This window comes from Methylococcus capsulatus (assembly GCF_036864975.1).
Classification (GTDB): Bacteria; Pseudomonadota; Gammaproteobacteria; order Methylococcales; family Methylococcaceae; genus Methylococcus.
Map to the genome: position 1 here is coordinate 1,658,451 of NZ_CP104311.1, position 20,970 is coordinate 1,679,420.

Genomic DNA, 20,970 nt, shown 5'->3' on the forward strand with positions numbered 1-20,970 from the left:
GAGGAGTAATGAAAAAGATCCTGCTTGTCGCTACCGGTTTGATGGTGGCCTGGACCGGTTCAACGTTCGCGCACGGTCCTACCCGCCAGAAAGTCACCGAGACGATCGAAATCAATGCTGCTCCGGCGGTGGTTTGGGGCATCATCAAGGATTTCGATAAAGGCGAGTGGATGCCGCAGGTGGCCAGCACCACCGGTACGGGCGGCAACGAAAAGGGCGCGACGCGCGAGTTGAAACTGAAATCGGGCGGCGTCATCAAGGAAGAGCTCAAGAGCTACGACGCCGAAAAAATGAGCTATTCGTACAAGATCACCGAAGTCGACCCGAAAGATTTGCCGGTCGCCAATTATTCCTCCACCATCAGCGTGACGCCTGCCGGTGCCGGGTCGGTCGTGGAATGGCACGGCGCATTCTATCGCTCTTTCATGAACAACAACCCGCCGCCGGAAGAGAACGACGAGGCGGCGCTGAAGGCCGTTACGTCGGTTTATAAAGAAGGACTGGCCAATCTGAAGGCACTGGCCGAGAAAAAATGATCGCCTGATGGCCGCAAAGCGATTTATCTTCTTGATCGCCGGGGCGACATTGGCCGCCGCCTTTTCCGCATCCGCGGCTTGGGCGGCGCCCTTCGCTTACATCACCAATCAGAAAGATGACAGCGTCAGCGTCATCGATACGGCCGATGGCGAAGTCCGAGCCACTCTGAAGGTGGGCAAGGAACCGGCCGGTGTCGCCGTCAGCCGGGATGGCGGCCGCGTCGTGGTGACCAACGCCGGCGGCGGCAGTATCACGCTGATCGATGGCCGGAACCTGCAGGTGGCGGGCGAGATCGCCACCGCCGAAGGCCAGGTCGGGGTGGCGATCGATGCCGCCGGGCGGTTCGCCTATGTGGCGGACTGGTACGGCGGGGCAGTCTCGGTGGTCGATCTGGAGAACCGGGCCATCGTCCGCCGATTGCCGACGGGGAGCGTACCGGCCGGACTGGTGTTGGCGCCCGGCGGGTCGCGCCTGTACGTCGCCAATCGCGACGACGACGCCATTGCCGAGATGAATCCGGAGAGCGGGGAAACCTTGCGTACGGTCAAGGTGGGGAAGCATCCTTTCGGCATCGCCCTCGACCCCGCAGGTGAGCTTTTGTTTTCGGCCAATGTCGAGAGTGACGACGTTTCCATCGTCGAGGTACGGACGCTTTCGGTGATTGCGACAGTGAAAGTCGGGGAGCGGCCCTATGCGGTGGCCTATGTGGCGCCGTATCAGCGGCTGTTCGTCACCAACCAGTACGACAACACCGTCTCGGTCGTCGACGTTGCGCGCCGGAGGGTCGTGGACACCATCGCGGTAGGAGAGTACCCGGAAGGCATCGCTCTGCACCCCGACGGCATCCATCTCTATGTGGCCAATTGGTTCGACAACACCGTGTCGGTTATCAACGGCCTGTCGTTGAAGGTTGAACGGACGATCGCCACCGGCAACGGCAGCCGGGCCTTCGGCGAATTCATCGGCGGCGTCTGAAACACTCAAGGGGGCAGTTCCGGCGCCGTGCCATCGGGGCCGCAGGTCACGGTGAACCGCGCCTCGTCTACACCCAGCGGCCGTCGGCTCCGAAGCTGTTTTTCCAGGATGCCGAGGTCGGCGTCCGAAGGATCGGCCCCCGCTTGTTGCCGGGCCAGGACGCGCTGGCGCAGTATCGGCTCGGGGGCATCTATGGCGACGATGACGAATCCGGCGCCGGTGCGGTCGGCGAGTTCTCTGGCGTCGTCCCGATATCTTCGCTCGAGAAACGTGGCATCGAGTATGACGGACAGCCCGGCGCGCAACGCAGGCGTTGCGAGTTCCAGCAGTTCGTCGTAGGTGGCGCGGGTGAATTCAGGAAGGTACATCCGGGCCGGATCGGCCTGGAGGCGTAACGCCAGCCGTTTGCGTTCGACGTCCGAACGGATCACGATGGCCCGTTCACGTTCCGCGAGCTGCATTGCCAGATGGCTTTTGCCGCTGCCGGAAACGCCGTGCATGATGATGAGCCGGGGCCGCCGGTCCGGTGAAACCGACAGAGCATAGTCGACGTAGTGGCGGAAGCGGGTCAGATGTTCCACCCTGGCGGCATCCGTGGAAGCGCTCGACCAGCTCAGCACCGCGATCTTGGCGCGGACCATGGCCCGATAACGCAGATAGTAGTGCCAGAGTGCCATGCCGCCGTAATCGCCGGTGATGGCTAGGTACCCGTTCACCAGCCTGGCCGCGAGCCGGCAAAAGTCGCGCGCTTCGAGGTCCATGGCGAGGAATGCGAGCTCGCTGATGACGTCTATCCAGCGCAGTGCCGGGCTGAATTCGATGGCGTCGAAGGGAACCGGTTTACCGCCGATCAATGCGATGTTGGCGAGATGGAGATCGCCATGGCATTCTCTGACGAAGCCTTCACGTTTCCGAGCCTGGAACACGCCTTCCAGCGCTTCGTGGTCTGTTTCTGCGGACGCCTTCAATGCAGCGATTCCGCTGTGCATCTCGCCCGGCGGCAACACGGCCTCGATATGGGCGAAATTATCCAGGGTTGCACTGCGGATGAGGGGCGGGCTGCCATAGTCTTCGGTCCCGCCCGACCGCGGAATCGAACGGTGGAATTCGGCGATCAGGCGAGCCAGCGCATCGACGTGGTTTGACGTCAGTGTGTTTGCCGCCGCCATGTCCGTGAACAGGGAGCCTTCGGCAAACTGGCGCATTTTCACTGCGTATTCGAACGGCTGGCCTTCGCCGTCGATCCGTGGCGTTTGCGGTGAACCGGTGATCGGGCAGACGGCGAGATATAGCTCGGGTGCGAGCCTGCGGTTCAGTCTGATTTCCTCTTCGCAGCATTGCCGCCGTCGATCGAGCGTCGAAAAGTCGAGGAATCCGAAATCAACGGGCTTCTTGATCTTGTAAGCGTAAGTTCCCGTGAGGAATACCCAGGAAATATGGGTTTCGATCAGGCGGATGTTCGAAACCGGGTGGGGATAGGCATCGGCGCTCGTCAGTCCGGCCGGAAATGCACCCTGGTTGTCAACTGTATTCACGGCTGGTGAGCGCGAGTTGGCCGTCCTTCATGCGCAGGATCGCCTTTTCGTCCAGGAAAGCCTGTAGGTCGTTTCCCGCCAGGGCGCGTCGCCACCCCTGCAGGACTCTGGCGCTGTCGGGCGACTCCAGCGCCTCCTCGAGGTCTTTGCGGCTGGCGACGACGGCGGGGTTGATCGTGTGTTCGATGCAGCGCAGACGGACCAGGGCCGACATCGCGTCGATGACGGCCTCGGTGTGGGCACTGCGGCGCTGAACGCGGCGGGGCTGTGGCGGCACAGTCTGGCTGTCACCGACGACGTGTACGAGGGCGATCATCGCTTCGCCGTATCGCTGTATCACGCGCGAGTCGATTCCTCTCAGCGCCTGCAGAGCATCCCGGTTGCGGGGCCTTTTCATAGCGATCTCCAGCAGCGCCTCGTCGCGAAGGATCCAGTTGCGTGGCAGGTCATTTTGCTGGGCGGTATTTTCCCGCCAGGCGGCGAGGCGGACTGCCAATGCGAACTGATCGGGTTTTAGGCGGTCCAGCCCGCCGATGCGCTCCCAGGCATCTTCCGGTCGGTTAACATAGAGGTCGGGATTCTCCAGTGCGGCGAAATCGTCCGCCAACCAAGAGCAGCGTTCCAGCCGTTCCAGTTGCTCCCGCATCTTCGGATACAGGGCCGCCAGATGGATCACGTCGTTGGCCGCATACTCCTTCTGTGCGGCCGAGAGAGGGCGCTGGGTCCAGTCGGTACGGGTGTGCTCCTTGTCGACGGTCACACCCAGCATGGCTGATACGAGGCTGGCATAGCCGATTTGCTCGGGATGGCCGACCAGGGGAGCGGCCAGTTGGGTGTCGAATATCGGCGCCGGGACGGCACGGAATCGGTGGAAGAAAATCTCCAGGTCCTGTCTCGCGGCGTGGAACACTTTGGTGATCGCTCGATTGAACAGCAGACCCTCGACTTCGCTCAGATCCTCGATCGCGAGGGGATCGATGCAAGCGGCCTGGGTGCCATTGGCAATTTGCAACAGGCAGAACTTCGGATAGTAGGTCTTGTCCCGCACGAATTCGGTATCGACCGCGATCCAGGGTGAACTGCCGAGGGACCGGCAGAATGCCGCCAGCTCGTCGGCCGAGTCGATGTAAGTGATGGGGAAGGGCATGGTTGCAAGCATGTGAGAACAATGTACGGAGATTGTAACTCTCCTCCCCTTCAGGGTGAGCCGGAGCCTGCCTTTCTTTCGGAATCGTCCCGATGTTTGTTGACATGGTGAGGGACTTTCATGATAATGCGCTTTCCACAGCGCGCCTGTAGCTCAGTTGGATAGAGTACCTGGCTACGAACTAGGTGGTCGGGAGTTCGAATCTCTCCAGGCGCGCCATTTTGAAAAACGGTGGATTTTCGTGTTGATCATTCCCCTGTAGCTCAGTCGGTAGAGCAGCTGGCTGTTAACCAGCGGGTCGGCGGTTCGAGCCCGTCCGGGGGAGCCAAATTTCAAAAAAGGCTTGCAGCGATGTGAGCCTTTTTATTTTTTGTTCGGGCGCGGGTGTGCTTGACATGGCGGCTGCCAGTAATTACTCTGAGCGGCTTTAGTCTTTCCCCTATTGTATACGCGGTTCTGCGTGTGATGCGGGTTGGAATAGTTTTAGGAGTTCGGTAATGACCACAATCAACCAACTGGTTAGAAAGCCGCGAGTAAGCAAAAAGGAAAAAAGCAATGTCCCTGCGCTCGAAGGCTGTCCTCAGCGTCGCGGGGTATGTACCCGTGTTTACACCACGACCCCCAAGAAGCCGAACTCGGCACTGCGTAAAGTGGCGCGTGTTCGTTTGACGAACGGAGCGGAGGTGACCTCCTACATCGGCGGTGAGGGGCATAACCTGCAGGAGCACTCGGTGATCCTGATCCGCGGCGGTCGTGTGAAGGATTTGCCGGGTGTCCGCTATCACGTTGTGCGCGGCAGTCTGGATACGGCGGGCGTTCAGAAGCGTCGGCAGGCCCGTTCGAAGTATGGCGCGAAACGGCCGAAGAGCTAATTTGGGAGGGTAGGTGATATGTCCAGAAGAAGAAGGAGTGAGCGGCGCGAGGTGATCGCCGATCCGCGTTTCGGAAGTGAGACGCTCGCCCGGTTCGTGAACATGCTCATGGTGAGCGGCAAGAAATCAATCGCGGAAAAGATCGTCTACGGCGCGCTCGATCACATCGAGGCGAAGACATCGCAGGATTCGCTGGAGATTCTGAATAAGGCGCTCGAAAACGTCCAGCCTGTCGTCGAGGTGAAATCGCGTCGTGTCGGGGGGGCTACCTACCAAGTGCCGATCGAGGTGCGTCCCGCCCGCCGAATGGCGCTGGGAATGCGCTGGCTGATCGATGCCGCCCGCAAGCGCGGCGAGAAAGGCATGGTGATGAAGCTGGCTGCGGAGGTTCTGGAGGCGAAGGAAAACCGTGGTTCGGCAGTGAAGAAGCGTGAAGATACTCATCGGATGGCCGAGGCTAATAAGGCTTTCTCTCATTACCGCTGGTAATTCCAGTCAACCCGCTCTTTAGATAACAGGTTATTTGGCTGTGGCACGCACGACTCCTATCGAGCGCTACCGGAATATTGGAATCATGGCGCACATCGACGCCGGAAAGACCACTACGACCGAACGCATCCTGTTTTACACGGGGGTGTCTCACAAGATCGGTGAGGTACACGACGGCGCTGCCACCATGGACTGGATGGAGCAGGAGCAGGAACGAGGCATCACCATCACGTCCGCAGCCACGACCTGTTTCTGGCGGGGCATGGACGGCTCCTTTCCCGAATACCGCATCAATATCATCGACACGCCTGGGCATGTCGATTTCACCATTGAAGTCGAGCGCTCGCTGCGGGTGCTCGACGGCGCCTGCGCCATCTTCTGCGCCGTAGGAGGCGTCGAGCCGCAATCCGAGACCGTGTGGCGGCAGGCTGATAAATACGGTGTTCCTCGGATTGCATTCGTCAACAAAATGGATCGCGCCGGCGCCGATTTCCTGCGTGTCGTCGAGCAGATCCGCAGCCGTCTGGGGGCCAATCCGGTGCCGGTCCAGTTGCCGATCGGGGCAGAGGACGAATTCAAAGGAGTCGTCGATTTGCTGCGCATGAAGGCGATCTGGTGGGATGACTCCACCCAGGGGACGCGCTTCGAGCTCGGTGACGTCCCTTCCCACATGGTTTCCGCCTGTGCTTCGTGGCGGGAGAAAATGGTCGAGGCAGCGGCGGAATCGTCCGAAGATCTCATGGAGAAGTATCTTGAGGAAGGTGAGCTGACCGTCGAGGACATCAAGCGCGGGCTGCGCGCACGGACACTGGCTAATGAGATCGTTCCTGTTTTGTGTGGGTCGGCGTTCAAGAACAAGGGCGTCCAGGCCATGCTGGACGCGGTAGTGGACTATCTGCCCTCGCCGGTCGACACGCCGCCGGTCGTCGGGATTGGCGAAGGGGGGGTCGAAAGTAGTCGCGAGTCGTGCGATAATGCACCGTTTTCGGCGCTCGCTTTCAAGATCGCGACCGATCCCTACGTCGGAGTGCTGACTTTCATCCGTGTCTATTCCGGTGTGCTGTCTTCGGGCGATACGGTCTATAACCCTGTCAAGGATCGGCGGGAGCGGATCGGTCGGCTGGTCCAGATGCACGCGAACAACCGGGAAGAAATCAAGGAGGTTCGGGCCGGCGACATTGCGGCGGCGATCGGTCTCAAAGATGTCACGACCGGCGACACGCTGTGCGATCCGAAAGCAGTCATCACCCTGGAGCGAATGGAGTTCCCGGAACCGGTGATTTCGGTGGCCGTGGAGCCGAAAACCAAGGCGGACCAGGAAAAAATGGGTATCGCGCTGAACAAGCTGGCGCAAGAGGATCCCTCGTTCCGTGTCAGGACCGATGAGGAGTCCGGGCAGACGATCATTTCCGGCATGGGTGAGCTTCATCTGGAGATCATCGTCGATCGGATGAAGCGGGAGTTCGGGGTGGATGCCAATGTCGGCGCGCCGCAGGTGGCATACCGCGAGACCATCCGGAAGTCGGTGGAGCAGGAAGGCAAGTATGTGCGGCAGACCGGCGGGCGTGGGCAATATGGCCATGTCTGGCTGAGGATCGAACCCCTGGAGCCGGGGGCTGGATACGAATTCGTGAATGGCATCGTCGGCGGTGTGGTTCCCAAGGAATATATTCCGGCGGTGGATAAGGGTATCCAGGAACAATTACAGAATGGCGTCCTAGCAGGATTTCCCGTCGTCGATGTGAGAGTGACCCTGTTCGATGGTTCCTATCACGACGTGGATTCGAGCGAGATGGCGTTCAAGATCGCCGGCTCGATGGCCTTCAAGGAAGGGGCGCGGAAGGCCTCGCCGGTGCTCCTGGAGCCGATCATGAAGGTCGAGGTCGTCACCCCGGAGGAGTACATGGGGGATGTGGTGGGCGACATCAACCGTCGCAGAGGCATCATCCAGGGCATGGATGATGCACCGGCGGGCAAGGTCATCCGCTGCGAAGTACCACTGTCCGAAATGTTCGGGTATGCCACCGATCTGCGGTCGGCGACCCAGGGCCGGGCAACCTACAGCATGCATTTTGAGAAATATGTTGAAGCGCCGACGCATGTGGCGGATGCCGTCATCAAGAAATCGGTGTCATAGTCGTTACGCGGGACAGAGCTGAGTTTTGAGAGGAAAAAGATAGTGTCCAAAGAGAAATTTACGCGCACGAAACCGCATGTGAATGTGGGAACGATAGGTCACGTGGATCATGGGAAGACGACGCTGACGGCGGCCCTGACCAAGTGCATGGCGGCGAAGTTCGGAGGGGAATTCAAAGCCTACGACCAGATTGACGCGGCGCCGGAAGAGCGTGCGCGCGGGATCACCATTGCCACCGCCCACGTGGAATACGAATCGGCCAAGCGTCACTACGCCCACGTCGACTGTCCCGGACACGCCGACTACGTCAAGAACATGATCACCGGCGCGGCCCAAATGGACGGTGCCATCCTGGTGGTGTCCGCGGCTGACGGGCCGATGCCGCAGACCCGCGAGCACATCCTGCTGGCGCGTCAGGTGGGGGTGCCGTATATCGTCGTGTTCCTGAACAAGGCCGACATGGTGGACGACCCGGAGCTGCTCGAGCTGGTTGAGATGGAAGTGCGCGAACTGCTCTCCAAGTACGACTTCCCGGGCGACGACATTCCGATCATCAAAGGGTCGGCGCTGAAGGCGCTGGAAGGCGACACCAGCGAAATCGGCGTTCCGGCGGTCGAAGCGCTGGTGCAGGCGTTGGACGACTACATTCCCGAGCCCGAGCGGGCGATCGACCGGCCGTTCCTCATGCCGATCGAAGACGTGTTCTCGATATCCGGGCGCGGCACGGTGGTGACTGGACGCGTCGAGCGCGGCATCATCAAAGTGGGCGAAGAAATCGAAATCGTCGGCATCCGGCCGACGACCAAGACCACCTGCACCGGCGTGGAAATGTTTCGGAAGCTGCTGGATCAAGGGCAGGCCGGCGACAACATCGGCGTGCTGCTGCGCGGCACCAAGCGGGAAGACGTCGAGCGCGGGCAGGTACTGGCCAAGCCCGGCAGCATCACCCCGCACACGCACTTCGAAGCGGAGATCTACGTTCTGTCCAAGGAAGAAGGCGGTCGTCACACACCGTTCTTCAACGGCTACCGGCCGCAGTTTTATTTCCGGACCACCGACGTCACCGGTGCGGTGACGCTGCCGGAAGGGGTCGAGATGGTCATGCCGGGTGACAACGTCAAGATCGAAGTGAAACTGATCGCGCCGATTGCGATGGACGAAGGCTTGCGGTTTGCCGTGCGCGAAGGCGGTCGTACCGTCGGCGCCGGCGTTGTCTCCAAGATCATCGAGTGAGCTCATGGCTAAGCAGAGAATTCGTATCCGTTTGAAGGCGTTCGATCATCGGCTCATCGACCAGTCGGCGTCGGAAATCGTCGAGACCGCAAAACGTACCGGCGCACAGGTGCTGGGTCCGATCCCGTTGCCGACGAAGAAGGAACGGTTCACGGTGCTGGTGTCTCCTCACGTGAACAAGGATGCCCGTGATCAATACGAGCTTCGCACCCACAAGCGCCTGATGGACATCATCGAGCCCACGGACAAAACCGTGGATGCGTTGATGCGCCTGGATTTGGCCGCGGGTGTCGATGTTCAGATCAAGCTGAACTGATTGAAAGGTATTAGAGCAGACGACTCGGGGAAGAGAGATGGCCATAGGTTTAGTCGGCCGCAAGTGCGGAATGACCCATATTTTTACGGATGCCGGCGCAGCCGTTCCGGTGACGGTGATCCATGTCGAGCCCAACCGGGTAGTTCAGGTTAAGACCCTGGAGTCAGACGGCTATCGCGCCATTCAGGTGACTACCGGCAGCAAGAAACGCTCGCGTCTCACGAAAGCGGCCGCAGGCCATTACTCGAAGGCCGCCGTGGAAGCGGGGCGGGGGCTGTGGGAGTTCCGCCTGGAGGATTCCGATCAGGATTACGCCGTCGGCACCGAACTCGGTGTCGATCTGTTCACCGAAGGCCAGTTCGTCGATGCCCGCTCGCGCAGCATCGGTAAGGGCTTTGCCGGTGTGGTGAAGCGGCATAACTTCCGGACGCAGGATGCGACTCATGGTAACTCGCTGTCCCACAGGGCGCCGGGCTCCATCGGTCAGAACCAGACGCCAGGCCGTGTGTTCAAGGGCAAGAGAATGGCCGGCCACATGGGAGACAAGAACGTCACGGTTCCCAATTTGCGGGTCGTGGGCGTCGATGCCGAGCGATCCCTGCTCCTCGTGAAGGGGGCGGTGCCCGGCGCCAAGGGTGCGGACGTGATCGTTCGCCCGGCTGCGAAGAAATAGGTAGTTGGTCATGAGCCTCAGTATTCCAAAAATCGAAAACGGGACCGCCGGCGACCTGGAGGTTTCCGATAAGGTATTCGGGCAGGGATTCAATGAGTCCCTGGTGCATCAGCTCGTCGTCGGTTATCTCGCGGCAGCGCGTTCGGGGACGAAAGCACAAAAGAGCCGGTCGGACGTGTCAGGCGGCGGTAAGAAACCCTGGAAGCAGAAGGGGTCCGGTCACGCGCGGGCAGGGACGACGCGTAGCCCGCTGTGGCGCACCGGTGGTGTGACGTTCGCGGCATCCAACCGGAACTACAGGCAGAAGTTGAACAAAAAGATGTACCGGGCGGCTGTCCGGTCCATATTTTCTGAGCTGCTGCGCCAGGGACGCCTCGTCGTTTCCGACACTATCGTTCCGACGTCCACCAAGACGCGAGAGCTCGCGGCGAAGCTGAAGAACTTCGGCGAAGGGTATACCGTCATTCTGGCCGAGCAGCTTGATCTGAATCTGGTTCTCTCGTCACGCAATCTGCCTAACGTCAGTGTCAATACTGCCGACACATTGAGCCCGGTCGACCTGGTGCATGCGGAGCGCGTCATCGCCACCAGCTCGGCGATTCGTAAGCTAGAGGTAAGGCTGTCATGAATCAAATCGAGTTGATGCGTACCCTGCTCGCCCCCGTGGTCTCTGAAAAATCGACCGCCGGCGCGGAAAAAGACCGCCAATTCGTGTTCCGGGTCAAGCCGGCCGCGAGCAAGCTCCAGATCAAAAACGCAGTGGAGCTTATGTTCGGTGTGAAGGTCGAATCCGTGCGTGTGCTCAACGTCAAGGGCAAATCCAAGCGTTTCGGGCGGTTCATGGGTCAGCGTTCAGACTGGAAGAAAGCTTACGTGAAGCTGAAGCCGGGCTTTGATATTGAGCTGGCGGTAAATTAATTCGATATTCGATTGCTTGAGTTAAAGACAAGACCATGGCTCTGATTAAACAAAAACCTACTTCCGCTGGCGCACGGTTTGTGACAAGGGTGCGCAGCGAGGAACTGTACAAGGGCGAACCGTATGCGAAACTGCTCGAGAAGCAGACGCGTTCCTCGGGCCGCAATAATCAGGGCCGTGTGACAACTCGGCACAAAGGAGGCGGCCATAAGCAGTTCTATCGTATCGTGGATTTCAAGCGCGATAAGTTCGACGTGCCGGCGCGCGTGGAGCGTATCGAATACGATCCGAACCGCACTGCTTACATCGCGCTCGTGCTGTATCGTGACGGAGAACGGCGCTATATCATCGCCCCCGCAGGTTTGAGCGCCGGCAATGAAATCGTCAGCGGGGAATTCGCTCCGATCAAGGTCGGCAACGCTCTGCCGCTGCGGAACATTCCCGTCGGCACCGTCGTGCATTGCGTCGAAGGCAAACCGGGAAAAGGTGCGCAATATGCACGCAGTGCCGGCACGTCGATCCAGTTGGTCGCAAAGGATGGCGAATACGCCACCCTGCGCATGCGATCCGGTGAGATGCGCAAGGTGCTGGCCGATTGCAAAGCCACGATCGGCGAGGTCTCCAATACCGAACATAATTTGGTTTCGTTGGGGAAGGCGGGGGCCTCGCGCTGGCGAGGGGTTCGCCCGACGGTCCGGGGCGTTGCCATGAATCCCGTGGACCATCCCCATGGGGGCGGTGAAGGGCGGACTTCCGGAGGCCGGCACCCCGTTTCCCCCTGGGGTATTCCCACCAAGGGCTACAAGACCCGGAACAACAAGCGAACCGATGGTCTGATCATCCGCAGACGCAAGACGCGATAACGAGTAAGAGGAATAGACCGTGCCACGTTCTATCAAGAAAGGTCCGTTTGTCGACCATCATTTGATGAAGAAGATCGACGAGGCAAACGCGACCGGCGCCAAGAAGCCTATCAAGACATGGTCGCGCCGATCCATGGTGTTGCCCGAAATGATCGGAAAGACCATTGCCGTGCACAACGGGAAGCAGCACATTCCCGTTCTGATCAGCGATAACATGGTCGGCCACAAATTGGGGGAGTTCGCGCCGACGCGGACTTACAAAGGGCATCAGGCCGACAAGAAGAGCAAGTGAGGCGTGTAGTCGATGGAAGCATTATCGAGACATAGAACGGCGCGCATTTCTCCTCAAAAGTGCCGGCTCGTCGCCGACCAGATTCGGGGACTCAACGTTGCGGCGGCATTGGATCTTTTGACGTTCAGCAACAAAAAGGCCGCAGGACTGGTGAAAAAAGTTCTGCAGGCAGCCATTGCCAACGCCGAACACAACGAAGGTGCCGATGTGGATGAGCTGCGCGTCAAGACCGTATTCGTCGACGAAGGCCCTGTTCTCAAGCGGATGAGCGCCCGGGCTAAAGGGCGTGCAAATCGGATACTCAAGCGCACCTCGCACATCACCGTGCTGGTGTCGGATAACTAGTATTAGTAAAGGCATTTCCGTCATGGGGCAGAAAGTCAATCCTACTGGAATTCGTCTGGGGTATATCAAGGACTGGTCATCGCGCTGGTTCGCGGACAGTAAGTCATATCCCGTTTTTCTCAACAACGACCTCAAGGTTCGCCAGTTTCTGAAACAGAAACTGAAGCATGCATCGGTCAGCCGGATCCAGATCAATCGGTTGGCGAACAATGCCCAGATCACGATCCACACGGCGAGACCGGGAATCGTCATCGGCAAACGCGGTGAGGACATCGACGCGCTGCGGCGCGATGTGTCTCGCTTCATGGGCGTTCCCGTGCAGGTCAGCGTCGAAGAGATCCGCAAGCCCGAGCTGGATGCGCAGCTCGTGGCGGAAGGCGTGGCTCAGCAGTTGGAGAAGCGCATCATGTTCCGGCGGGCCATGAAGCGGGCGGTGCAGAACACGCTGCGTGTGGGTGCCGAAGGTATCAAGATCAGTGTCGCCGGCAGGCTCAATGGTGCCGAGATCGCGCGGACGGAATGGTATCGCGAGGGTCGTGTGCCGCTTCACACCTTCCGCGCGGATATCGATTACGGTTTCGCTGAGGCTGTGACCACATATGGGGTCATCGGCGTAAAGGTGTGGATTTTCAAAGGTGAGGTTTTCGAGCCTGTGCATGCGGAGTCGAAGACTCGCAGTGCGGTCGAAGCTTGATGAGGTCGTGCCATGTTGCAGCCAAAAAGAACCAAGTACAGAAAACAGCATAAGGGGCGCAATACCGGCTTGGCCATCGCCGGCAGCAAGGTGTCCTTCGGTGAGTATGGCCTCAAGGCTACCACTCGCGGTAGAATAACCGCCCGCCAAATCGAGGCAGCCCGTCGGACCATCTCCCGCCACGTGAAGCGCGGCGGAAAAATCTGGATTCGCGTATTTCCGGACAAGCCCATCAGCAAGAAGCCGCTGGAGGTTCGCATGGGTAGCGGCAAGGGCAGCGTGGAGTACTGGGTTGCGGAAGTCAAGCCCGGCACCATGCTGTACGAACTCGAAGGCGTCAGTGAAGATCTGGCCCGCGAGGCGTTCCGGTTGGCAGCGGCGAAGCTGCCGGTGCAGACCACTTTTTCCCTGCGCACGGTGATGTGATGAAGGCCAGCGAATTGAGAGCGAAACAAGTCGAAGAACTCAAGTCGACGTTGATGGATCTGCATCGGGAGGCGTTCAGCTTGAGGATGCAGCAGGCGACCGGCCAGTTGAGCAAGTCCCATCAGATCAGGGCAGTGAGGCGCGATATCGCGCGAGTGAATATGGTTCTGGCAGAAAAAGGCGGAAAGGTATGACGGCGAGCGAAGGTCGCGTGCGGAGCGTCACCGGGCGCGTGGTGTCGAACAAGATGGATCGGACCATCGTGGTCGCCATTGAGCGGCAGGTGTCCCATCCCTTGTATGGCAAGTATATCCGGCGCACCACGAAGGTGCTGGCGCACGATGAAAACAACGAGTGCGGTATCGGTGATCTGGTGACTCTCTATGCATCCCGGCCGATCTCGAAGAAAAAAGCCTGGACTCTCGGCGCAGTCGTCGAGCGGGCGGTATGAAGCTGTCCACCAGGGCCTTGAGCGAATATTTGGAGATTTGAACGATGATACAGATGCAGACCTGTCTGGATGTCGCGGACAACAGCGGCGCGCGGCAAGTCATGTGTATTAAGGTCCTTGGTGGGTCCAAGCGGCGGTACGCGAATGTCGGCGACGTCATCAAGGTTAGTGTAAAAGACGCGATTCCCCGAGGGCGCGTCAAGAAGGGTGAAGTCTATAACGCTGTGGTTGTTCGCACTCGCAAGGGCGTGCGGCGTGCCGACGGTTCTCTAATCCGCTTCGATAACAATGCCGCAGTGATTCTGAACAACCAGCATCAGCCCATCGGCACCCGAATTTTCGGGCCAGTCACGCGTGAGCTTCGCTCTGAGAAGTTCATGAAGATTATCTCCCTGGCGCCGGAAGTGCTTTGACGTAAGAAGGTGTTGCCCCATGCGTAGGATCAAGAAAGGCGATCAGGTTATCGTCATCGCCGGAAAAGATAAAGGAAAGAAAGGCTTGGTGCTGTCGGTGCTGAGCGAGGACAAGTTGGTGGTCGAGGGTGTCAATCTCGTCCGGAAACATCAGCGCCCGAACCCCATGAGAGGAGTGACCGGCGGCATCGTCGAAAAGGCCATGCCGATCCACAGTTCCAACGTGGCGCTGTTCAACGCCGCCACCAACAAGGGAGACCGCGTGGGTTTCCGGTTGCTGGCCGACGGCAGGAAGGTCCGTTTCTACCGGTCCACCAACGAACTGATTGACGCTTGAGAAGCGGATGTGTCATGCCTAGGTTAGAAGACCATTACAAAGAGAAAGTCGTACCGGAATTGATGGCGCGATTTGGATACAAATCCATCATGGAGGTTCCGCGCCTGGTGAAGATCACCCTCAACATGGGGGTGGGCGAGGCGGTCGCGGACAAGAAGATCCTGCAGAATGCGGTCGAGAACATGCAGGCGATCGGAGGTCAGAAGCCCATCGTCACGCATGCCCGGAAGTCGATTGCGGGTTTCAAGATCCGGGAGGGCATGCCCGTGGGCTGCAAAGTCACTCTGCGGCGCGCGCGGATGTATGAATTTCTGGACCGCCTCATCAGTGTTGCGATTCCTCGCATACGCGATTTCCGGGGGCTGAACCCGAAGGCCTTCGACGGTCGGGGCAACTACTCCATGGGTGTGCGGGAGCAGATCATTTTCCCGGAAATCGATTATGACAAGATCGACGCCATCCGGGGTATGGATATCACCATCACATCGACAGCGAAATCGGACGCCGAAGCCAAGGCATTGCTCGAGGCGTTCAAGTTTCCTTTCCGGACGTAACAAGGGGCAGTCGTGGCAAAAAAATCAATGATCGCGCGCGAAGTGAAGCGCCAAAAGCTGAACAGCCGTTACGAAAAAAAGAGGGCGGAGCTGAAGGCTCTCATTAAGGGCGTGGATACCCCCGATGAACAGAGGGAAGCGGCGATCGTCGCATTGCAGAAGTTGCCGCGCGACAGTGCCGCCATGCGACAACGCAACCGCTGCCAGCTGACCGGGCGGCCGCATGGCTTCTACCGTAAGTTCGGACTGGGGCGTAACAAATTGCGTGAATGTGTCATGCGCGGTGAAGTACCGGGTGTGGTCAAGGCGAGCTGGTAAGGCGAACCGCTAAAGTATCGGAGTTTATAGTTATGAGTATGTCAGATCCTTTGAGCGATCTCCTTACGCGGATACGCAACGGTCAGGCCGCCGGTAAGGCAGAGGTCACCGTACCTGCGTCGAAGCTGAAGCGGGCCGTGTGCCAGGTATTGAAGGAAGAAGGCTATATTGCCGGTTATTCCGACACGTCGGAACAGGTCAAACACAACATCCGCATCGAGCTCAAGTATTACAACGGTGCGCCGGTCATCGATAAGATCCAGCGGTTCAGCAAACCGGGCTGCCGGCGCTATCGGGGTCGCGACGAACTGCCCAAAGTCATGGGGGGGTTCGGCATCGCGATAGTGTCGACATCCAAGGGCGTGATGTCCGACCGCAAAGCCAGATCGCTCGGTGAAGGCGGCGAAGTTCTCTGTGTCGTTGAATGATGTTTCTACAGGTTGGCCGATATGTCTCGTGTAGCGAATAATCCAATCTCCATTCCGAAGGGTGTGGAAGTCAGTATCGCCGATGGTGTTGTAACCGCAAAGGGCAAGAATGGACTTCTGTCGCGTGCAGTTCCGTCAGGGCTCAGTGTCAACCTGGAAGGCGGTGTATTGTCCGTTCATTACGACAAGAACGATCAGCGGCAGAATGCTCTCGCCGGGACGACGCGGGCGAATCTGGCCAACATGATCGTCGGTGTCAGCAGCGGCTTCGAGCGTAAGCTCTCTCTGGTCGGTGTGGGGTATCGGGCGCAAGCCAAGGGCGATGTGCTGAGTCTCAGTCTGGGATTCTCGCATCCGGTGGAATTCAAGGTTCCTGCAGGCGTCGTGGTCGAGACTCCTTCGCAGACCGATATCGTGGTCAAAGGCGCCGACCGGCAGGTCGTCGGTCAGGTGGCTGCCGACATTCGTGCGTTCCGCTCCCCGGAACCGTATAAGGGCAAGGGTGTCCGCTATGCGGACGAGGTCATCATCCGCAAGGAAGCGAAGAAGAAGTAAGGCAAGATCAATGGATAAAAAACAGGCCCGCCTCAAAAGGGCAGCAAAAACACGGCATGTCATTCGCGCCATGGGGGCGAACCGGCTGACGGTCCATCGTACTCCCAGGCATATTTATGCCCAGGTCATCGCTCCGGACGGCGGTACGGTTCTCGCGTCCGCCTCGACGCTTGAGCCTGCCGTCCGCGAAACGTTGTCGGTGACCGGAAACAAAGATGCCGCCATCGCAGTGGGTCGTCGCATCGCGGAAAAAGCACTTGCAGCGGGCATTTCCAGCGTCGCTTTCGACCGGTCCGGATTCAAATATCACGGGCGGATCAAGGCGCTGGCCGATGCGGCGCGCGAAGCCGGCCTTCAGTTCTAGCGAGGAATATCAATGGCAAACGTGAGTACTCAGGCAGGCGCGGGCGAGGGGCTGCAGGAAAAGCTGGTCGCCGTCCGGCGCGTCTCCAAGGTGGTCAAAGGCGGACGGCAGTTTGGATTCACGGCACTGACCGTGGTGGGAGACGGCAACGGCCGCGTCGGCTTCGGCCTCAGCAAGGCACGCGAGGTGCCTGTGGCGATCCAGAAGTCGATGGAGCAAGCGCGCAAGAACATGCGCAAGGTCGCGCTTAATGGACAGACTTTGCACCATCCGGTGACGGCCGCGGCTGGGGCGGCCAAGGTACACATGCAGCCCGCGTCGGAGGGCACCGGCATCATCGCTGGCGGTGCGATGCGCGCCGTGTTCGAGGTCGTCGGAGTGCATAATGTCCTTGCGAAGTGCATCGGCACCAACAACCCGATCAACGTCGTTCGCGCAACCATTAAAGGTTTAACGGCATTGCGGGATCCTAAATCCGTTGCTGCCAAACGCGGCATGACGGTCGAAGAGTTGCTGGGGTGATCGCGATGACGACAAAAACTTTGCGAGTCACTCAGGTGCGCAGTTCCAACGGAAGGCTAGATTCCCACAAAGCCTGTCTTCGCGGGCTGGGATTGCGCAAACCTCATCACAGTGTTGAAGTTCGGGGCACGCCGGAGGTTTTGGGTATGATCTCCAAAGTCTCCTACCTGCTCAAGGTTGAGGAAATCTGACATGTTTTTGAACACTATCGGCGCGCGGGACGGCAGCCGTCCTGCAAAAAAGCGGCGGGGTCGGGGCATTGGTTCGACGCTGGGGAAAACCAGCGGTCGCGGGCATAAAGGGCAAAAGGCTCGCGCAGGCGGCTTCCATAAGGTCGGTTTCGAAGGCGGTCAGATGCCGCTACAGCGTCGCTTGCCGAAGGTGGGTTTCCGCAGTGCGAAGAAGCGCTTCGTTGCAGAAGTGACGCTGGCGCAGCTTTCGAAAGTGGGCGGAGGCATTATTGGGCTGGCGGAGCTTAAGGAGGCGGGTCTCGTTCCGGCCGAGGCGAAGACGGTGAAGATCATCGCCACCGGTGACGTGACCGGAGCGCTGACCGTCCGTGGTGTGGGGGTGACACAAGGTGCCCGCGCCGCGATCGAAGGCGCAGGCGGCAAAGTGGAAAGCTGATGAGCACCATCAACCCCTTGATGGCCGACCGCGGCGGCAGGTTCACTGAGCTTCGTCAGCGCCTGCTGTTCGTCGTCGGAGCGTTGATCGTGTTCCGGATTGGCGCACATATTCCCATACCCGGTGTCGATCCCAAGGCGTTGGCGGCCATGTTCAATCAACAAGGCAGCTCGATCCTTGATATGGTGAACATGTTTTCCGGCGGCGCCCTGAAGCGGCTGAGTATTTTTGCTCTCGGGATCATGCCCTACATTTCGGCGTCGATTATTTTGCAGCTGATGACGATCGTCGTTCCCAAGCTGGAGCAATTGAAGAAAGAGGGTGAATCGGGGCGGAAGAAGATCAACCAGTACACCCGGTATGCGACGGTTGTTCTGGCGTCTTTCCAAGCTACAGGGGTGGCGTTGGCGCTGCAGAATCAGAGCGCGGGTGGTGCACCTATCGTTGTGTCTCCGGGATTTCAGTTCGTTGCCCTCACCGCAATTTCGCTCGTCACCGGCACCATGTTTTTGATGTGGCTTGGCGAGCAGGTGACCGAGCGGGGACTGGGCAATGGCATCTCGATCATCATCTTCGCCGGTATCGTGGCGGGTCTGCCTTCGGCTGTGGGCGGAACGCTCGAGCTGGCACGCACCGGCGAATTGAGTGCGTTCAGCATTATCGGTATCGCTGCGATCGCGGTTGCCGTGACATGGCTGGTGGTATTCGTCGAAAAAGGACAGCGGCGGATTACGATCAACTACGCCAAGCGTCAGGAAGGGCGGCGCATGTATGCGGCCCAGAAGAGCTTTCTGCCCCTGAAACTGAATATGTCCGGGGTCATTCCGCCGATTTTTGCCTCGTCGATCATCCTGTTTCCCGCGACCCTTGCAGGTTGGTTCGGAAATTCTGAAAAGTTGATCTGGCTGCAGGACATAGCGAGCACCCTATCTCCAGGGCAGCCGCTCTATGTTCTCTGTTATGCGGCGGCGATCATGTTTTTCTGCTTTTTCTACGCGGCATTGGTTTTCAACTCCAATGAGACGGCAGAGAACTTGAAAAAATCTGGTGCGTTCATTCCGGGAATCCGACCCGGTCAACAGACTGCGCGGTATATTGACACCGTCATGACTCGGCTGACGTTGGTTGGCGGTATCTATATCACTGCAGTGTGTCTGTTGCCGGAATTCTTGATTGTATATTGGAACGTACCATTTTATTTCGGCGGTACTTCGTTGTTGATCATAGTCGTCGTGGTCATGGATTTCATGGCACAGATCCAGACCTATGTGATTTCGCAGCAATACGAAGGATTGTTGAAGAAAACCAATATCAACATCAGGTGATTTTCTTGAGATCACCGGGGAAACATCATGAAAGTTAGAGCATCAGTTAAGCGCATTTGCCGGAACTGCAAGGTCCTGAAGAGGAACGGTATCGTCCGGATCATTTGTAAAGATGCCCGCCACAAGCAGCGGCAGGGTTGATGGGGTTGTCGCCGTTGTGAGAACGGCAGCGGCTGTGTATAATGGCCGGCTTTCGCTCAGCGGCTTAGAGTTGGAGTTCGTTTAAATGGCGCGTATTGCTGGAGTCAACATCCCAGATCACAAGCATGTAGTTATCTCACTGACCGCGATCTACGGCATCGGGCGTACGCGCGCAGGTCTGATCTGCAAAAGCGCGGGGATCGAGACTGACAAGAAAGTCAGAGAGCTGAGCGATGAGCAGGTCGAGCGGTTGCGTGGGGAGGTCGCGAAGTTCGTCGTCGAGGGCGATCTTCGGCGCGAGGTGGCCATGAACATCAAACGACTCATGGATCTCGGTTCCTACCGCGGCATGAGGCATAGGCGCGGTTTGCCGGTGCGGGGACAACGCACCCGCACCAACGCCCGCACCCGAAAGGGGCCGCGTCGTCCGATCAAGAAATAGAGGTACGGTAAGAAATGGCTACGACAGGTCGCCCCGTCAAAAGGATTAAAAGAGATATCTCAGACGGTATCGCGCATATCAGCGCGTCGTTCAACAACACGATTATCACCATCACCGACAGAAAAGGCAACGCGCTTTCGTGGGCCAGCGCCGGCGCTTCTGGCTTTCGTGGATCGCGCAAGAGCACGCCTTTTGCTGCTCAGGTTGCAGCCGAGAAAGCAGGATCGGTGGCAAAGGAGTATGGCATCAAAAATCTGGACGTTCACGTCACCGGTCCAGGCCCGGGAAGGGAGTCGGCCGTGCGTTCCCTGAACGCTTTGGGCTTTAAGATTGTTAATGTAGTGGACACCACACCGCTGCCTCATAACGGGTGTCGACCCCCTAAGAAGCGGCGCGTTTGACGGGAGATTTGTTATGGCTAGATATCTTGGCCCCAAATGCAAGTTGAGTCGCCGCGAAGGGACCGATCTGTTCCTCAAGTCGAGGGGCAAGTCCCTGGAATCGAAATGTAAGCTGGATCAGCCGCCCGGGCAACACGGCCAGAAGCGCCCCCGGCTGAGCGACTATGCGGCACAGCTTCGGGAGAAACAGAAGCTCAGGCGGATTTACGGCGTCATGGAGCGGCAGTTTCGCAATTACTATGCCGAAGCTTCCCGGCGAAAGGGATCCACGGGCGAGAATCTGCTGGCGCTATTGGAGTCACGTCTCGACAACGTGGTCTATCGGATGGGGTTCGCGTCGACGCGTGCCGAGGCGCGCCAGTTGGTGTCACACAAGGCCATCATCCTGAACGGGCGGACGCTCAACATTCCGTCGTACCAGGTGCAAAGTGGGGACGTCATCGAGATTCGTGAGAAGGCGAAATCTCAGTTGCGTGTCAAGGACGCGCTGCAGGTCACCGAGCAGTATGGATTTCCGTCATGGGTCGACGTCGACGTCAAATCGATGAAAGGCATTTTCAAGTCTGCGCCGGAAAGGAGCGAACTGGGCTCGGATATCAACGAGCAGCTGGTCGTTGAGTTGTATTCGAAATAGCGCATG

The 20,970-nt window shown here is 58.8% G+C and carries 34 protein-coding genes and 2 tRNA genes; 34 read left to right on the forward strand and 2 right to left on the reverse strand.

The window, feature by feature from the left end; all coding sequences use genetic code 11:
* Positions 1-8 precede the first annotated feature (8 nt).
* A complete protein-coding gene (locus N4J17_RS08115) occupies positions 9-536 on the forward strand; it encodes an SRPBCC family protein (RefSeq protein ID WP_198324255.1) in 528 nt (175 codons plus the stop codon).
* A gap of 7 nt (positions 537-543) precedes the next feature.
* Complete coding sequence (locus N4J17_RS08120) at positions 544-1,512, forward strand: cytochrome D1 domain-containing protein (protein ID WP_198324256.1); 969 nt, start codon at positions 544-546, stop codon at positions 1,510-1,512.
* Between the two features lie 5 nt (positions 1,513-1,517).
* Here the strand turns inward: N4J17_RS08120 and N4J17_RS08125 are convergent, their stop codons facing one another.
* Together N4J17_RS08125 and rnd are read right to left on the reverse strand one after the other, a co-directional pair.
* A complete protein-coding gene (locus N4J17_RS08125) occupies positions 1,518-3,047 on the reverse strand; it encodes an AAA family ATPase (RefSeq protein ID WP_198324257.1) in 1,530 nt (509 codons plus the stop codon).
* Positions 3,034-4,194, reverse strand: coding sequence for a ribonuclease D (gene rnd / locus N4J17_RS08130; RefSeq protein ID WP_232470754.1), 1,161 nt, complete (start codon positions 4,192-4,194; stop codon positions 3,034-3,036). Before rnd ends, N4J17_RS08125 begins: the two co-directional genes overlap by 14 nt.
* 142 nt (positions 4,195-4,336) lie before the next feature.
* Here rnd and N4J17_RS08135 point away from each other — a divergent pair.
* The 32 genes from N4J17_RS08135 (at position 4,337) to rpsD (ending at position 20,964) form a co-directional block, all read left to right on the forward strand.
* A tRNA-Arg gene (locus N4J17_RS08135) sits at positions 4,337-4,413 on the forward strand.
* 33 nt (positions 4,414-4,446) lie between these two features.
* Positions 4,447-4,522 (forward strand) — tRNA-Asn (locus N4J17_RS08140).
* Between the two features lie 169 nt (positions 4,523-4,691).
* Positions 4,692-5,066 (forward strand): 30S ribosomal protein S12, encoded by a 375-nt coding sequence (gene rpsL / locus N4J17_RS08145; RefSeq protein WP_169604340.1) that lies wholly within the window; start codon positions 4,692-4,694, stop codon positions 5,064-5,066.
* Positions 5,067-5,084: 18 nt separating this feature from the next.
* Positions 5,085-5,555 carry a 30S ribosomal protein S7 gene (rpsG, locus tag N4J17_RS08150; RefSeq protein WP_198324259.1) on the forward strand — a complete coding sequence of 157 codons (471 nt, stop codon included), beginning with the start codon at positions 5,085-5,087 and terminating at the stop codon, positions 5,553-5,555.
* Between the two features lie 40 nt (positions 5,556-5,595).
* A complete protein-coding gene (gene fusA / locus N4J17_RS08155) occupies positions 5,596-7,692 on the forward strand; it encodes an elongation factor G (RefSeq protein WP_198324260.1) in 2,097 nt (698 codons plus the stop codon).
* A 42-nt stretch (positions 7,693-7,734) separates the two neighbouring features.
* Positions 7,735-8,925, forward strand: a complete 1,191-nt coding sequence (gene tuf, locus N4J17_RS08160) for an elongation factor Tu (protein WP_338457598.1) — start codon at positions 7,735-7,737, stop codon at positions 8,923-8,925.
* Between the two features lie 4 nt (positions 8,926-8,929).
* Positions 8,930-9,241 (forward strand): 30S ribosomal protein S10, encoded by a 312-nt coding sequence (gene rpsJ / locus N4J17_RS08165; protein WP_010961601.1) that lies wholly within the window; start codon positions 8,930-8,932, stop codon positions 9,239-9,241.
* Positions 9,242-9,278: 37 nt separating this feature from the next.
* Positions 9,279-9,914, forward strand: coding sequence for a 50S ribosomal protein L3 (gene rplC / locus N4J17_RS08170; RefSeq protein ID WP_198323958.1), 636 nt, complete (start codon positions 9,279-9,281; stop codon positions 9,912-9,914).
* 10 nt (positions 9,915-9,924) lie between these two features.
* Complete coding sequence (rplD, locus tag N4J17_RS08175) at positions 9,925-10,542, forward strand: 50S ribosomal protein L4 (protein ID WP_198323957.1); 618 nt, start codon at positions 9,925-9,927, stop codon at positions 10,540-10,542.
* A complete protein-coding gene (gene rplW / locus N4J17_RS08180; RefSeq protein WP_198323956.1) occupies positions 10,539-10,832 on the forward strand; it encodes a 50S ribosomal protein L23 in 294 nt (97 codons plus the stop codon). The genes rplD and rplW overlap by 4 nt, the downstream gene beginning before the upstream one ends.
* 35 nt (positions 10,833-10,867) lie before the next feature.
* Entirely contained in the window at positions 10,868-11,695 is an 828-nt protein-coding gene (gene rplB / locus N4J17_RS08185) for a 50S ribosomal protein L2 (protein ID WP_198323955.1), read from the forward strand.
* A gap of 19 nt (positions 11,696-11,714) precedes the next feature.
* Positions 11,715-11,987 carry a 30S ribosomal protein S19 gene (gene rpsS / locus N4J17_RS08190; RefSeq protein ID WP_198323954.1) on the forward strand — a complete coding sequence of 91 codons (273 nt, stop codon included), beginning with the start codon at positions 11,715-11,717 and terminating at the stop codon, positions 11,985-11,987.
* Positions 11,988-11,999: 12 nt separating this feature from the next.
* Positions 12,000-12,332, forward strand: a complete 333-nt coding sequence (rplV, locus tag N4J17_RS08195; RefSeq protein ID WP_198323953.1) for a 50S ribosomal protein L22 — start codon at positions 12,000-12,002, stop codon at positions 12,330-12,332.
* 22 nt (positions 12,333-12,354) lie between these two features.
* Entirely contained in the window at positions 12,355-13,026 is a 672-nt protein-coding gene (gene rpsC, locus N4J17_RS08200) for a 30S ribosomal protein S3 (RefSeq protein ID WP_198323952.1), read from the forward strand.
* A gap of 12 nt (positions 13,027-13,038) precedes the next feature.
* Positions 13,039-13,452, forward strand: coding sequence for a 50S ribosomal protein L16 (gene rplP / locus N4J17_RS08205; protein ID WP_198323951.1), 414 nt, complete (start codon positions 13,039-13,041; stop codon positions 13,450-13,452).
* On the forward strand, positions 13,452-13,646 hold the full coding sequence (rpmC, locus tag N4J17_RS08210; RefSeq protein ID WP_198323950.1) for a 50S ribosomal protein L29: 195 nt from the start codon (positions 13,452-13,454) through the stop codon (positions 13,644-13,646). The genes rplP and rpmC overlap by 1 nt, the downstream gene beginning before the upstream one ends.
* Positions 13,643-13,903, forward strand: a complete 261-nt coding sequence (gene rpsQ / locus N4J17_RS08215) for a 30S ribosomal protein S17 (protein WP_198323949.1) — start codon at positions 13,643-13,645, stop codon at positions 13,901-13,903. Before rpmC ends, rpsQ begins: the two co-directional genes overlap by 4 nt.
* 44 nt (positions 13,904-13,947) lie before the next feature.
* Positions 13,948-14,316: a 50S ribosomal protein L14 gene (gene rplN, locus N4J17_RS08220; RefSeq protein ID WP_198323948.1), complete on the forward strand. Its 369-nt coding sequence runs from the start codon at positions 13,948-13,950 to the stop codon at positions 14,314-14,316.
* A 19-nt stretch (positions 14,317-14,335) separates the two neighbouring features.
* A complete protein-coding gene (gene rplX, locus N4J17_RS08225; protein WP_198323947.1) occupies positions 14,336-14,653 on the forward strand; it encodes a 50S ribosomal protein L24 in 318 nt (105 codons plus the stop codon).
* A gap of 14 nt (positions 14,654-14,667) precedes the next feature.
* Complete coding sequence (gene rplE, locus N4J17_RS08230) at positions 14,668-15,207, forward strand: 50S ribosomal protein L5 (RefSeq protein ID WP_198323946.1); 540 nt, start codon at positions 14,668-14,670, stop codon at positions 15,205-15,207.
* Between the two features lie 12 nt (positions 15,208-15,219).
* A complete protein-coding gene (gene rpsN, locus N4J17_RS08235; RefSeq protein ID WP_198323945.1) occupies positions 15,220-15,525 on the forward strand; it encodes a 30S ribosomal protein S14 in 306 nt (101 codons plus the stop codon).
* Between the two features lie 32 nt (positions 15,526-15,557).
* The gene (gene rpsH / locus N4J17_RS08240; RefSeq protein ID WP_198323944.1) at positions 15,558-15,953 is read left to right on the forward strand and encodes a 30S ribosomal protein S8; all 396 of its coding nucleotides are present in this window, start codon (positions 15,558-15,560) and stop codon (positions 15,951-15,953) included.
* A 21-nt stretch (positions 15,954-15,974) separates the two neighbouring features.
* A complete protein-coding gene (gene rplF, locus N4J17_RS08245) occupies positions 15,975-16,508 on the forward strand; it encodes a 50S ribosomal protein L6 (protein WP_198323943.1) in 534 nt (177 codons plus the stop codon).
* A gap of 10 nt (positions 16,509-16,518) precedes the next feature.
* Positions 16,519-16,872 (forward strand): 50S ribosomal protein L18, encoded by a 354-nt coding sequence (rplR, locus tag N4J17_RS08250; protein WP_198323942.1) that lies wholly within the window; start codon positions 16,519-16,521, stop codon positions 16,870-16,872.
* A 12-nt stretch (positions 16,873-16,884) separates the two neighbouring features.
* A complete protein-coding gene (rpsE, locus tag N4J17_RS08255) occupies positions 16,885-17,394 on the forward strand; it encodes a 30S ribosomal protein S5 (protein ID WP_198323941.1) in 510 nt (169 codons plus the stop codon).
* A gap of 5 nt (positions 17,395-17,399) precedes the next feature.
* Complete coding sequence (rpmD, locus tag N4J17_RS08260; protein WP_198323940.1) at positions 17,400-17,585, forward strand: 50S ribosomal protein L30; 186 nt, start codon at positions 17,400-17,402, stop codon at positions 17,583-17,585.
* Position 17,586: 1 nt separating this feature from the next.
* Positions 17,587-18,021 carry a 50S ribosomal protein L15 gene (rplO, locus tag N4J17_RS08265; RefSeq protein ID WP_198323939.1) on the forward strand — a complete coding sequence of 145 codons (435 nt, stop codon included), beginning with the start codon at positions 17,587-17,589 and terminating at the stop codon, positions 18,019-18,021.
* Positions 18,021-19,346 (forward strand): preprotein translocase subunit SecY, encoded by a 1,326-nt coding sequence (gene secY / locus N4J17_RS08270; RefSeq protein WP_198323938.1) that lies wholly within the window; start codon positions 18,021-18,023, stop codon positions 19,344-19,346. The genes rplO and secY overlap by 1 nt, the downstream gene beginning before the upstream one ends.
* A 27-nt stretch (positions 19,347-19,373) precedes the next feature.
* The gene (rpmJ, locus tag N4J17_RS08275; protein WP_010961579.1) at positions 19,374-19,487 is read left to right on the forward strand and encodes a 50S ribosomal protein L36; all 114 of its coding nucleotides are present in this window, start codon (positions 19,374-19,376) and stop codon (positions 19,485-19,487) included.
* An 85-nt stretch (positions 19,488-19,572) separates the two neighbouring features.
* A complete protein-coding gene (rpsM, locus tag N4J17_RS08280; RefSeq protein ID WP_198323937.1) occupies positions 19,573-19,929 on the forward strand; it encodes a 30S ribosomal protein S13 in 357 nt (118 codons plus the stop codon).
* A 14-nt stretch (positions 19,930-19,943) separates the two neighbouring features.
* Complete coding sequence (gene rpsK / locus N4J17_RS08285; protein WP_198323936.1) at positions 19,944-20,330, forward strand: 30S ribosomal protein S11; 387 nt, start codon at positions 19,944-19,946, stop codon at positions 20,328-20,330.
* Between the two features lie 13 nt (positions 20,331-20,343).
* On the forward strand, positions 20,344-20,964 hold the full coding sequence (gene rpsD, locus N4J17_RS08290; RefSeq protein ID WP_198323935.1) for a 30S ribosomal protein S4: 621 nt from the start codon (positions 20,344-20,346) through the stop codon (positions 20,962-20,964).
* Positions 20,965-20,970 lie beyond the last annotated feature (6 nt).